The organism is Flavobacterium soyae (genome assembly GCF_045348165.1).
Classification (GTDB): domain Bacteria; phylum Bacteroidota; class Bacteroidia; order Flavobacteriales; family Flavobacteriaceae; genus Flavobacterium; species Flavobacterium soyae.
Genome location: NZ_CP150845.1, coordinates 1879576 through 1893196 on the forward strand (window position 1 = coordinate 1879576; position 13621 = coordinate 1893196).

The following is a 13621-nucleotide window of genomic DNA, read 5'->3' on the forward strand; positions in this document are numbered from 1 at the left end:
GAATTTAATAAATTATAAGTTGATTTTTTCGAAGAAGGCGTTTTTATAACTTTCACTTATTGGAATTCGTTTATCACTAATCAAAACTTTATTTTTTTGTATTGATTTTACGTGTTTTATATTGATAATATAAGATCTGTGAATTCTCGAAAATCCTTTGCTTGAAAGCAGATTTTCTAATTTTATTAAACTGATTAAAGTCAGTGTGAATTTATTGTCGGTTGTGTAAATTTTTACATAATCTTTTAATCCTTCAATAAAAAGAATATCCGAAAAATTCATTTTTACATTTTCATATTCAGCCCTTACAAACATAAAATCCTGTTCAGTTTCCGGTGCGGCACTGGTTTCGGAAATTGGCTGAACAGCTGCAGCAGGATTATTGATTTGCTGTGCCCGAACTACAGATTTTAGAAAACGATGAAACGGAATTGGTTTTACTAAATAATCAACAGCGCCAAGATTAAAACCTTCAACAGCATAATCAGAATAAGCGGTTGTAAAAATTACTAAAGGTTTTTTTTCGATTGTATTTAAAAAGTCAATTCCTGAAAAATGCGGCATTTGAATATCAAGGAAAATCAAATCAATGTTATTTTGATTAATAAACGAAACGGCATCGATTGCATTATTAAAAGTGCTGACCAATTCAAGCGAATCTACTTTCTTGACAAAATCTTCTAATAATTCAACTGCTAAAGGTTCATCATCTATAATTACACATTTCATCTGTTGAAAATTAAGTTTTTAAATTTGTTTTGGCGGTCAAAAGTAATTTTAAACCAATGAATTAAGTTTTAAAATTATCATAAAAATACTGAATTAATTCAAATATCAATTTAACATTTATGTTGTTTTAATTTCGTCTAATTTTAGATTTAGATGAACCCGATAAAAATTATTATCTTGATTAATAGTTAGTTCGTGTGCATTTGGATAAAGTAAATCCAATCGGCTTTGAATATTTACAAGTCCGATACCTGAATTGTCAGGATCTTTTTCATAATTTTCAATAGTATTCTCAATCCAAAAATCCAGATTATTTTCAGAAATGAATATCTTAATTTTTACATGTGTGGCACCTTTGTAATCTGTTCCGTACTTAAAAGCATTTTCTACAAAAGAAATTAAAAGTAAAGGTTCAATAAACTTGTTTTTTGTATTACCGTGAACATTTATTACAATGTCTTCAATATTATTAAGCCTGAGTTTTTGCAGTTCAATATAATTCTGGATGTAATTGATCTCTTTCTCTAAAGCCACCGTTTTATTATCTGTTTCGTAGAGCATATACCGCATTAATTCAGATAAGGTTACGATGGCATCAGGAACCAAATCAGATTTCTTATGTGCCAGAGAATAAATACTGTTTAATGAATTAAATAAAAAATGCGGATTGGTCTGCTTACGCAGATATATCAATTCAGTATTCGTTCTGTGTGTTTCGGCAATTAATTTATTTTGCTGATTATTGTAGAATTCTGTCAGGGTTCTAATAATTGCGCTTATTGTCAATATCAAAATATAAAAGAATGACGGACCGACTCTAAAGAAAAGCGGCTGTCTCATTTCGACTCTTAAATGTTTTCCTTTGGGGAAAAAATTAGGATCTCGAGGAATCATTCTGGCCGGAACGATATTATCGGGCCTCAAATGTCTGAATTCAGGAATAAAATAATTAATCCTTATAACCATGAATACAGCAATAATTGCAAAAGCAAAAAGAAAATACTGCCAGTATTTTTTTTGTAAAAGAAGGGCAGGAACCAAATAAAAATAATTCAGATAAAACAAAATAATTCCGCTTGCCCATTGTACATAGAAGTCATTATTGATTCTGAAAGGGCTTTCGTAAAACTGAATTAAAGAAGTCAGAATAAAGAACAGCCAAATCATAAAATGGAACAATATTTTATTTGAATTTGAATTTTTAATGGTATCTAGTGTCATTTATAATTTTATTTTTAATAAAATTAATTCATTTTTGGTTACCGTTGGAGATAAGTTTTGTTTGAGTTTTTTAACCACTAAATCGGCTGTTTTTAATGCATCTTCTTCTGTTGAAAAACTTTTATTATCATTTATTACAGGAATAATCGATTGTTTGATTATGATTTTGTCTTTATACGAAATCGAATATCCCCAGCCTGAATTTGTTTTGAATGATTCTGATTTAAAAGCTTCCTTTTTTGCACAGGAAACAATTTGCAAGACCAGAATTAAAAGCAATAAATTCTTCTGGATTTTACTCCAGAAGAATTGTTTAGTATTAATTGTCATCGTCGCTTTGTTCGTCTTGAGGTCTAAATTCCCATGCATCATCAAAGTAAGTAGAACCTACTCTTCCTAACATATAAAAACCGCGATTGTTAATTGTGAAACCTACGGCATCGGTTCTTGTAGCACCTTCCATAGCTGTTCTTTCTTCCCAAAGATCTGTCGAAGGATTGTATTCCCAAACTGTTTTGATGTTTTCACCACCCACAACATACCCTAATCCGTTCATTGAAAAAGCAGAAGCATTAGATCTCGTAATGGCATATTCATCATTCCAGGAGTAATCATCATCAGTATCTTTATCAATATCTCTTTTTCTTGTCCAGACATCAGTTGATGGATCGAATTCCCAAAAATCTTCCTGATAAACACCATTGTTAACCCCAGTTACCAAATAAGCTTTATCTGAAATTATAAATACAGTCGCATTACGTCTCTTATTACCGCTAAATCCGTTTACAAGTGTCCATGTATTTGCCTGGTCGTCATATTGGTAAAAATCTTTCAAATAGTTTCCATCATAACCAGTGCCAAAATAAGCTTTTCCACCGGCCTGAAACCCAACAGCACCATAACGGCCGGTTCCTGCAAAATCAGCTTTTTGAGTCCAGCTGTTGGCAGATGGATCATATTGATAGAAATCCTTTAGTTTATTAGTTCCATCATAACCAAGTCCAACATAACCTTTGTCATTTAATGTAAAGCCAGATGCCGAACTTCTTGCAACACCCGTGAAATTAGCTTTTTGTTCCCAGTAATCTCCAGTAGAGTTGTAAGCCCATAAATCTTTTAAATATTCATCTCCGGTATAACCCGTAGCTACATAAGCATAATCCCCAATTACAAAACTTGTTGCACTAGATCTTGCAGGACCGTCAAACGCTGATTTTTTAATCCAGTTACCTACTAAATCATCATCATCGTCATCATTGCTGCAGCTTATAAAAAAGAGGCTCGAAAGCAGGGTTGCGAATAATATTCCTTTTTTTAGATTATTCATAGTGTTTAAAATTTATTTATTGTTTGTATTTGATGCCAATTCCTAAAACATATCCGTTACTTATGCTGAAATCATAAACAGTATGATTTTCACCGTCAGTTAATTTGTATTTCTTGTCAAAATCATATCCGGCTTTAAAATTTAAAAACCAGTTTTTGTCAACATTTCTTTCATATTCAAATGATGTTGTCATTTGCGATAAAGCTGCTTTTGCAGCATTTTTATCTATTTCATTCTGAATATTTAAATTGTAAAAACTTCCGTTGAAGCTGTTACTTAAACTAAATTTGTTCCTTATGTTATTCGAATAAGAAATCCTTGAATCCGGAAAACCAATCAGCAAATTAGCATTCTCATTAACTTTATAATTTAAGGATGCTGACGGCAGGAATTTTGGGTTTCCAAAAACATTAGTTCTGGCCGCTCCAATACTTAAAGTTGCTTTTGAATTTAATTGCTGTTTTATTTCAAAACTTCCTAAAAGTGTAAAATCAGAAAAACCTAAATTTTCTTGAAAACTAAACGTTGGCGTAACCGAAAAATTCAGTTTTGTCGAATTTGATATTTCCTGTGAAAATTCAAGTTTGTCCTTAATCTGCTGCAGCCTGTCTAAATTCTCAAACAACTCATAACTGTTTAAATCATAGTTTATATTCAAATTTGAGTATTCGAGCGTATTTGTTATCAGGCTTTTTGAACTTATTTTTTTGCTGAATGAGATACCAATACTTGTTTCGGTAAAATCAATTTTATCAGTAGGCTCTGTTTTTAAATTCATATTTACTGAAAAATTTTCCTGTGCTTTCATATTCAGAAATGACACTAAAAAAACCGAACAAATTATTAACCTTATTTTCATTACTTATTTATTGGTTCAAAAGTAGGTTGGAGAAGGTTTTAAAAAAAAGAAGATATATGTATGGCTCATTTTGATAGACAAAACAGCACTTTTTAAGGTCGAATGAAATATTTATCTGCGAGATTCTATTGTAGATGTTTTTTAGCCGTTTATAGTCTAAAAACACGAGACTGTATATGTTATAGTGTGGTGCAGAAGACTGCATTTTATATTTGTTCAAAAAATTGATTATGAGCAGGTTTTTATTAATGTTAGTTTTTGCTTTTACTATATTTTCATGCGGTACAGATACAGATGCAGGAGAATTTGTTGTTGGTTCTGATTATTTGGCTTTGAGTAATAAAGTTGTTATGATCGATACGTTAACAGTCGAAATGTCAACAATAAATTTTGATTCGCTTATTACCTCGGGGCAAAGCCGTATTTTAATAGGTAATTATGATGATCCGGTTTTTGGGAAAGTAAAATCAAACAGTTATTTCCAGCTTTCAGGAAGCTCCTATGCCTTGAATAATTCGGGTTCAGATACCGAGGCAGTAAATTTTGTTTTTGATTCTATCTCAATGATTTTAAAATATGATAATTATTACTATGGAGATACTACCCAGGTTCAAAAATTTGATATTCATCGATTAACACAAAAAGTAAAACCAAATACTGACGATGACAGTTTTTATAATAACTCTACTTTAAGTTACAGTGACGAAAGTCTGGGCAGTATTTCCTATAAACCCCGTCCAACAGAAAAAGATTCTATTAATATTAGAATGAGTGATGCTTTTGGAGATGCCCTTTTCCAAAAAATAAAAAAGAGGGAAGTTACAGATTTGGATACTTTTACAGAATACTTAAAAGGATTAGTGCTTGTTCCTTCAGCTTCTAATTCATCAAGTGTAATAGGCTTTCATACTTCGACCAGCAGAGTTCGGTTATATTATTCTAAATATCAGGGTGATGCCGATGCAGATTCTTTTTTTATTGATTTCCTGATGTCAAATACTGCTACACAGTTTAACTCCATATCGCTGGATAAAACAGGAACTATAATTCAAAATTTACCCATTTCAAGCAGTAAACTTTCAAGTTCCTTAACAAACAAAGAGGGTTTTATTCAGTCTGGCACCGGAGTTGCCTGCCGAATCGATTTTCCAAACATAAAACAGCTTAAATATATTTCAGATAACGGAGCCATTGTCGACGCTCAAATGTTTGTAAAGCCTGTAAACAATTCGTATTCTGATAAATATCCTTTGGCAGATTCTTTAAAAGTGTATGTGGGCGATAATCTAAACAGAATTAGCGGCAGTTTGCTTAATGCCGCAGGAACGGCAGTTTATGGTACTTTGAGCCAGAAAAGCGATGAGTTTAATGAAAATATAGGCTATACAATTCCGCTTGGCAGTTTTTTGCAAAAAGAAATGCTGAAAGCATCTGATTCAAGATCGTCCCTGATATTAACACTGCCTGGAATCTCTAAATCAGTTAACAGACTTGTTTTAGGAGATCAAAAACACCCTGAAAATAAAATTCTAATAAAAATTTATTACCTCTCATATTAAATGAAAAAGAAAATAATTTTTGTAAGCTGCTTCATTTTAATGGCGCTGACTTCATTTTCTCAAAGTATTTCGAGTTCGCCATATTCATTGTATGGTTTAGGAAGTGTGTATGATGCAGATTTTGGGGCGATTTCATCAATTGGATCTTCCGGAATTGCTTTGCCATCGGATAGTTTCATCAATAATCTAAATCCGGCGTCTTTAGGCTTTATGCCTTTAAACCATTTCATGCTTGATGTTGGAGGAAAAGCCATTGGGACAACTTATCAAAGCAGCTCCAAAACAGAAAACAGAAATAATTTTCAGTTTTCGCATGTTGCTTTTGCTTTTCCGGTAACAAAAAATTCCGGGTTTAGTGTTGCGCTTAAACCGTATTCGAGTTCTACTTATAAAATTTCAAATCTTTTACTGCCTATAGCAGATAGTCAGGAATCTTATAGTTTGACTGCCGTGGGTTCCGGAGGACTTAATAACTTCGATTTTTCATACGGATATCGTTTTGGTAAAAAGCTGACTGTTGGGGCTTCTGCAGCTTTATTATTTGGAAATATTGTAGACGACCGCACATTCACGATTTTGAATTCCATTACTACAGTACATAAAAAAACAGATTATAACGGACTTCGTGCTACTTTAGGAACGCAGTATAAAATCGATTCGACATTAACAATTGGAACAACTTTTAAACTCCCGGCACAAATTAAAGGATCGAAAGTACAATCTGTTGAAACAATTACTGACGGGGTTTCTAATGTTATTGAGTCTGAAGCAGCGTCTAACGTCGATGATTATTATATGCCTTTAGAAATAGGAATAGGTATCAGCAAACGTTTTAAGAATGTTTTAAACATGACTTTAGATTATGAAAAAAGTTTGTGGAATGATACGAAACAGTCTGAACTTTATGGGGATTTTGTAAATCAGGACAGATTTGCCCTTGGATTTACTTATTTTAATGCCAATAGAAATATTCGTAAATATTGGGACAGGATAAAATATTCTGCGGGAGCAAATTTTGATACCGGCTATCTTGAAGTTGACGGAAAAAGAGTTAACAATGCATCAATTTCTATTGGGATTAATCTGCCAATTGAAAACACTTATTCGGCCTTAAACATTTCATATTCCTATGGTCAAAAGGGCAGGATATCAGATAATCTAATTAAAGAAAATTATCATAAGATATCCATTAATTTATCTTTAGATGGAATTTGGTTTGTGAAACGAAAGTTTGATTAATTCCTTAAAAATCTTTTTCGATTACCGGATATTTATCCTCTAATATAGATCTTAAAACTGCCGGATTTGAGTTAACATAAAATACAGGTTCACTTTTTGGAGTGTCAGTAAAGCCGACTTTTTCACGCAGAATATTTTGTGTCTGCCTTGCGACTGCCTCTCCAGAATCTATGATCTGAATATGCTCAGGAAGTATTTTTTTAATCTGCGGAATTAAATAGGGATAATGACTGCAGCCTAAAACAAGATAATCGATATTTGCATCGATCATAGGCTGCAAATATTCCTTTAATAATTGTGTCATTTCCGGGGAATATAAATTTCCGTCTTCGATTAATTTAACCAGTCCGTGACCAACCTGCTCAATAATTGTAGTATGCTGAAACATCTCTGCAGTTTTATTAAACAGTTCGCTGTTTAAAGTTCCTTTTGTGGCCAGGATTCCAATAACCTGCGTTTTAGAATTATTGGCAGCGGGTTTTATTGCAGGTTCAATTCCTATAAACGGAACATCATAATCATTACGAAGTTCCCAAATTGCATTTGTTGTTGCAGTATTACACGCAACTACAATTAATTTGCAATTATTTTTAAGTAAAAATTCTACATTTTTTTTGCTTAAGGCAACAATCTCTTCCTTTGATTTTTGACCATAGGGAGCATTTTTACTATCGGCTAAATAAATTGTTTTTTCGTTTGGAAGTAAATCGTGAATTTCTTTCCAGATTGAAGTTCCTCCAATACCAGAGTCGAAAATGCCTATAGGATTATTGTTTGTCATAATACAAAATTAGTATTTTTTGAAATAAAAATATATTCCAATTTAGTAGAAATCTGGAAATATTAATGTATTTTAATTTTAAATAAATGTAAAAAAAAACTGCTTAAATTTTTAAAATTTAAGCAGTTTAATTAAAAGAATTCGTTTATTAGAATCCTAAGTCTTTTTTTACGTCAGCAGTAATGTTTGGACCATCAGCTAACAAAAGAGTAGAACCGTCTAAAACGTATTGGAAACCTTTAGCTTTACCAACTTTTTGGATAGAAGCTCTTACTTTTTCCATTAAAGGTTTTACAATGTCAGTTTCTTTTTGTTGAAGTTCTTTTTGAGCATTGTCTCTGTAATCAACAATTCTTTTTTGCATATCCTGAACTTCTTTAGAACGATCCCCGTTTACAGCTTCAGTAACAGTTGCAGCTTCAGCTTCATACTTTTTGATTTTAGTTTGGTATTCGTCAACCATTTTTTTGTATTCAGCATCATATGTCCCACTTAATTTTTGCAGTTGATTTTGAGCATCTAGCATAGCAGGCATTTTCGACATAATCTCGCTAACATCAACATGGGCAACCTTCGCCTGTGCATTCATTGTGTTACTTGCTCCTAAAATAAGTATTGCAGCAATTAGTAAAGTTTTGATTTGTTTCATCATTTTTAAAAATTAATTAATTATTGGTCGTATTTGTTTTTTGTGTTTCGGCCTCTTTCGCTTTTTTAGCCGCTTCTCGTTCCTCGAGTATTTTTTTTCTTCTTTCTTCTAATTCTTTTTTACGCTGTTCGTAAAGCTTTTGTCTTTCTGCCGCTTTATCTACTGCCGGCTCTGTTGTCGTTGGTTCAGTAGTTGCCGCCGCTGCAGGTTTTGCTGTTTCTCCGGTTTTGCCTGTTTCAGTTGTTTTTGCAGCTTCGGTTGTTTTTGCTGGTTCAGAAACCGTGCCATTTTTTTTGGCTTCTCTCTCTGCCTGAATTGCCTTCCTTCTGTCGTCGTATTCTTTTTTCTTAGCTTCCTGCTCCAGTCTTCTGTCTTCAATTAGTTTTTCTCTCGCAGCTTTCCTTTCATCTAAAACTTTTTGACGATCTGACATTGCCGGATTTTCATCAATTGCATTTTCCTTACTTTCTTTAGCTTCCTGATCTTTCAATTGTTTTTTAGTCAACTGTTCTCTTTTCTCGGTTCTGTTTAAAACACGCAGCACCTGATCACTAATATCGAACCTTTTATTGCTGAAAAGCATTGTCAAATCTGACGATTTATCAAAAATGAAATCATAATTTTTAGCCTCGGCAATATCTTGAACAGCTGTAAAAACCTGATCTTGAATTGGTTTTGCCAAAGCTGATTTCTGTCTCATTAAATTTCCGTCAGCTCCAAATTGTTTTTGCTGGTAATCCAGCATTTCGTTTTCAAGAAATTTAATTTCAGTTTCTCTTTCATCAATTAATTCTTTAGTCAATAAAGCTTTTTCGGTCTTAAGATTTTCTTTAAGAGAATTAATGTTTAATTTTTTGGCTTCTATTTCTTGTTTCCACTTTTGAGCTTTTAACTCTAATTGTGCTTTTGCTTCTTTGTAATCAGAAACATTTTCCAAAATATATTCCATATCAATGTAACCGATCCTTGTCGTTTTACCTTGAGCCTGACTTGTATTTACTGCAATCAAGACTAAAAATATAAATAAAAACCGTTGTTTCATAACATTACTTTATTTTGAATTTTTAGCCAAAGGTATTAAAATTTGTACTAAAACCCGCACTAAAACTGTTGTCCAATAATAAAATGTGTTTCCCAGCCATTAGCTTTGTTTGTAACAGACCCAGGAAGGGCATCAAAACCGTAACCGAAATCAATTCCTAATAATCCAAATGCAGGCATGAATACACGTAAACCAGCACCGGCAGAACGACTCAAATCAAACGGATTGTAATCTCTAAACGTTGGATATGACGAACCTGCTTCTAAAAACGTCAAGGCATAAATCGATGCAGACGATTTTAATGTAATAGGATAACGTAATTCCATCGAGAATTTGTTATACACAGTAGCTCCAATCTGTTGTCCTAATGAATTAACAGGTGTCAGCGAGTTGTTCGGATAACCTCTTAATTGTATTGTTTCCCTGCCATCCATAGAATAGTTTGCCATTCCATCTCCTCCTAAATAGAAACGCTCAAACGGAACAACACCTCTTGATTGATCATAAGCTCCTAAGAAACCAAATTCTGTTAATGTTCTTAAAACTAATTTTCCATACACTTTAGTATACCAGTCTGCTTTAAATTTTACTTTATAGTATTCTAACCAGTTATATTTTTTCTGATCGACTTTCGCAACATCGGTGTCAGCGCTTTTATAATCAGATCCCACACTCACATATTGAGAAGATCCGTTTATAACTTCAGACTTCATATAATCACCTGGATTTATAGGCTGACCGTCTGGACCAGTTTTGGCCTCTCCGGTATATTGTACTTTATATTCTTTTTGGTTTCCTAAATCTTTATAATCCACGCCATTAAATAATGAGTAAGGAGGGGTAACTTTTGCAGAGATACTAAATTCAGAACCATAAGTTGGAAATATTGGGTTAACCCCTTTATTACTTCTTGAAAGCCCTATTGTATAGGCAAGGTTTCTTGATGCCCCGTTACCAAAAGTAAACAATCCAGTATAATAGTTGTTTAGGTCATAATGCTGATAACTAACAGATTGTGAAAGAACGAAATAATCATCAGGTACAGTTAAACGTTTTGCTAAACCAACTTGTACTGTAAAAATATTAAAACTTTGGCTTTTATCTACAGTTCTGGTTACATAATTGTTATTGAACTGTTTACTATAAGAAATAGAAGAACTGAATTGTACCGGTTTTTTACCTCCAAACCATGGTTCAGAGAATGATAAACTGTACGTTTGGAAATAAGTACTTCCTTGTAAACGAAGTGCTACTTTTTGTCCGTCTCCCATAGGAAGCGGTTTGTAAGCATCTTTGTCAAATAGTTTTCTGGCTGAGAAGTTGTTGAAAGATAAACCTAAAGTTCCAATGAAACCGCCGCCGCCGTAACCTCCCTGAAGCTCAACCTGGCTGGATCCTTTTTCTACTAATTGGTATTCGATATCTACTGTTCCCGCAGCAGGGTCAACGTTTCTAAATTCTGGTTTAATAGCCTCCGGATCAAAGAATCCTAATTGACCAATTTCACGAATAGTTCTAACCAATTCTTCTTTGCTGTATTTGTTTCCCGGTTTAGTTCTTAGCTCACGGTAAATAACGTGGTCATTTGTTTTGTCGTTTCCGGTAACATAGATTTTATTGAAATAAGCGATAGGACCCTCAGTAATTCTAATCTCGAAATCAATTGTATCATTTACCGTTTTTACCTCTACAGCATTAATTTTAGAGAATAAATAACCGTTGTTTTGGTATAAGTTTGTGATATCTTCTCCGTCTGGTTTTGAGTTATCAGCGATTCTTTTTTCTAGCAAAACACCATTATAAGTTTCTCCTTTTTTGATACCTAAATAACGGTTTAACTGTTGATCTGAATAAACTGTATTCCCTAAAAACTTAATATTTCCGAAGTAATATTTGTTTCCTTCTTCTACATTAATTTTTATTGCAAGCATATTTTTGTCTTTGTTATAAGTAACAGAGTCATAAATAATACGTGCATCACGATATCCTTTTTCTTTGTAGGCAGCGACAACTTTTTCTAAGTCGGTTTTGTATTTTTCAGGAATAAATTTTGAAGCTTTAAAAACACGAAGCAGATTTTTTTGCTTGGTATCCTTCATTGCGGCTCTTAATTTTGTGTCAGTAAGCTGCTTGTTTCCTATGAAATCAATACTGCTGATTTTAACTTTATCTCCTTTGTCTACCCTGACAAGCATATTTACCTGATTTCCGGCTGTACTGTCTGGAGTAGTGGTAATGGTAACTTTTGTATTATAAAAGCCATCTTTTTTATACTTGTTTTCAATGTAATTTTTAGTAGTCGTAATTAAGTTTTCGTTTACAATTTTATTTTTAGTTAAATTGTTATCTTTAATTAGTCCTTCGACTTTACTTTTCTTAACACCAGTGATTTTAACTTCATTTAATTTTGGAAGTTCAACGATATTTAAATCTAAATAAATACTATCGTTTTGAACCTTATTAATATAAAAAGAGATCTCGTCAAAAAGACCTAGTTTACCTAATTTTTTAATAGCGCCAGTAATTTCTTCCCCCGGAACTGTTATTTCGTGACCTACCTGAAGACCTGAGAAAGTAACAACAGTCTGCTCATTGAAGCTTATTTTACCAACAACAGAAACTTTAGCCAGAATATATTTTTTTCCTTGGTCAAAAGGAACTCTATCTTGAGCTTTTATTTGTGAAAAACTACCCAATAGTAAAAGGGTACAGATTATTTGTGGTATTCTTTTTTGTAACACTAAAAAATTATTTAATTTGTTCACTGGTTTTTCCAAATCTACGTTCTCTTTTTTGATAACTAATAATAGCCTCATATAAATCTTGATCTTTAAAGTCTGGCCACAAGACATTAGTAAAATATAATTCTGCATAGGCAATCTGCCAAAGCAAAAAATTACTTATTCTATGTTCTCCACTTGTTCGTATTAATAAATCTACGTCAGGTAAATTTTGCGTGTAAAGATGCTCATTTATAATTGAATCGTCAATAGTGTCTATTGAAATTATATTATTTTTAACTTTATCACTAATCACTCTGACAGCATTTACCAATTCCTCTCTGGAACCATAACTTAAAGCAAGGGTTAATGTAAGTCTGGTGTTATTTTTAGTCTTCTCAATAACGTCTAAAAGTTCTTTTTGTGCAGTTTTTGGTAATTTGTCAAGATTTCCAATTGCATTAAGTCTGATATTGTTTTCTTGAAGCGTAACCAGCTCTTTTTTTAAGGAATTGATCAATATTTTCATTAATGCTTCAACCTCCAGTTTAGGACGATTCCAGTTTTCTGTAGAAAAAGCATACAAGGTTAGGTACTCAATACCTAACTTGGCACAAGTTGTAATTGTTTTTTTTACAGATTTGGTGCCGTTTTCGTGTCCAAAAGCTCTTAAAAAGCCTTGTTGTTTAGCCCAGCGCCCGTTTCCGTCCATAATAATGGCCAGATGTTTTGGTAAGTTTGATTGATCTATAGAGTCTAGTAAATTCATTTTTATTATTCTGCGCAGTAGCAAGGTTTTTGTCCAAAGGTATACGTTAAAGTTATACCTGAAAAGACATACCAGTCATTATTATTTAAATTTCCGAATTTTAGAATGTTTGCATTGCTGGTACTTGGGTTACTTCCATCAATATTATCTGTAAAAGTATACCGTGCCCCAACCTCTGCTCCCAGAACAAAATGCGGCGTTACATTTGATTTAATTCCTAGCGTTATTGGTATTGCAAATGAGTTTGAGTTGATTTTTTGCGTAACATTTGGGCTGGTTTCATAACGATATAAACCATCATAAAGAAAAAAGCTTAAACCTGAATATATATAAGGAGTAACTTTTGTGTGGTAATCATGAAGATTGAAATCAAAAAAATTAAATTCTAAACCAGCAGAAAACTCTTTTACATCATTATCAAAACGATATCCCCTTCTGCTGCGTCCTGTTTCGTCAGAATCTAAATCGTTCCCAGTGATAGTAGATTGTGTATAAGAGAAACGGTAAGAATGTCTTGGGCTTTTGTTCCATTTGTACAAAATACCTAAAGCCAGTTTATTTGGGTTAATGTAAGTTGTGCTTCCAACATCACCAACAAAGTTGCTTCCGCCAATAAAAACACCAAGCTCATTTATTTGAGCATTTAGTGTAATAAAAGGGAAAAAACATAACAATAAATTAAAAATTTTCTTCATTTAATTCAAAATTGCGTGCAAATATAATAAT

Annotated in this window: 13 protein-coding genes; 2 read left to right on the forward strand and 11 right to left on the reverse strand. The window is 32.8% G+C overall.

All coding sequences use genetic code 11. From position 1 onward, the window contains the following. Positions 1-12: 12 nt before the first annotated feature. The 5 genes from AABD74_RS08210 to AABD74_RS08230 form a co-directional block, all read right to left on the reverse strand. Positions 13-729 (reverse strand): LytR/AlgR family response regulator transcription factor, encoded by a 717-nt coding sequence (locus AABD74_RS08210; RefSeq protein ID WP_406845207.1) that lies wholly within the window; start codon positions 727-729, stop codon positions 13-15. A 117-nt stretch (positions 730-846) separates the two neighbouring features. Then, a complete protein-coding gene (locus AABD74_RS08215) occupies positions 847-1950 on the reverse strand; it encodes a sensor histidine kinase (RefSeq protein WP_232681510.1) in 1104 nt (367 codons plus the stop codon). After that, positions 1951-2280, reverse strand: a complete 330-nt coding sequence (locus tag AABD74_RS08220; protein WP_232681511.1) for a DUF4907 domain-containing protein — start codon at positions 2278-2280, stop codon at positions 1951-1953. It abuts the gene before it with no gap. After that, the gene (locus AABD74_RS08225; RefSeq protein WP_232681512.1) at positions 2270-3277 is read right to left on the reverse strand and encodes a kelch repeat-containing protein; all 1008 of its coding nucleotides are present in this window, start codon (positions 3275-3277) and stop codon (positions 2270-2272) included. The genes AABD74_RS08220 and AABD74_RS08225 overlap by 11 nt, the downstream gene beginning before the upstream one ends. A 16-nt stretch (positions 3278-3293) precedes the next feature. Continuing rightward, entirely contained in the window at positions 3294-4085 is a 792-nt protein-coding gene (locus tag AABD74_RS08230; protein ID WP_232681513.1) for a DUF6268 family outer membrane beta-barrel protein, read from the reverse strand. A gap of 281 nt (positions 4086-4366) precedes the next feature. Here AABD74_RS08230 and AABD74_RS08235 point away from each other — a divergent pair, with 281 nt between their 5' ends. Together AABD74_RS08235 and AABD74_RS08240 are read left to right on the forward strand one after the other, a co-directional pair. Then, entirely contained in the window at positions 4367-5695 is a 1329-nt protein-coding gene (locus AABD74_RS08235) for a DUF4270 family protein (RefSeq protein WP_232681515.1), read from the forward strand. Beyond that, positions 5696-6934, forward strand: a complete 1239-nt coding sequence (locus tag AABD74_RS08240; RefSeq protein ID WP_406845208.1) for an aromatic hydrocarbon degradation protein — start codon at positions 5696-5698, stop codon at positions 6932-6934. A gap of 4 nt (positions 6935-6938) precedes the next feature. Here the strand turns inward: AABD74_RS08240 and murI are convergent, their stop codons facing one another. From murI to AABD74_RS08270, 6 genes are all read right to left on the reverse strand, one after another. Next, entirely contained in the window at positions 6939-7715 is a 777-nt protein-coding gene (gene murI / locus AABD74_RS08245) for a glutamate racemase (RefSeq protein ID WP_232681517.1), read from the reverse strand. A 148-nt stretch (positions 7716-7863) separates the two neighbouring features. Then, positions 7864-8367: an OmpH family outer membrane protein gene (locus tag AABD74_RS08250; protein ID WP_177178064.1), complete on the reverse strand. Its 504-nt coding sequence runs from the start codon at positions 8365-8367 to the stop codon at positions 7864-7866. Positions 8368-8380: 13 nt separating this feature from the next. Continuing rightward, positions 8381-9406: an OmpH family outer membrane protein gene (locus tag AABD74_RS08255; protein ID WP_406845209.1), complete on the reverse strand. Its 1026-nt coding sequence runs from the start codon at positions 9404-9406 to the stop codon at positions 8381-8383. Positions 9407-9465: 59 nt separating this feature from the next. Beyond that, complete coding sequence (locus AABD74_RS08260) at positions 9466-12222, reverse strand: outer membrane protein assembly factor (protein WP_232681519.1); 2757 nt, start codon at positions 12220-12222, stop codon at positions 9466-9468. Then, complete coding sequence (locus AABD74_RS08265; protein ID WP_232681520.1) at positions 12155-12895, reverse strand: isoprenyl transferase; 741 nt, start codon at positions 12893-12895, stop codon at positions 12155-12157. The genes AABD74_RS08260 and AABD74_RS08265 overlap by 68 nt, the downstream gene beginning before the upstream one ends. Positions 12896-12900: 5 nt before the next feature. After that, positions 12901-13590: a DUF6089 family protein gene (locus AABD74_RS08270; protein WP_406845210.1), complete on the reverse strand. Its 690-nt coding sequence runs from the start codon at positions 13588-13590 to the stop codon at positions 12901-12903. Between the last annotated feature and the right edge of the window lie 31 nt (positions 13591-13621).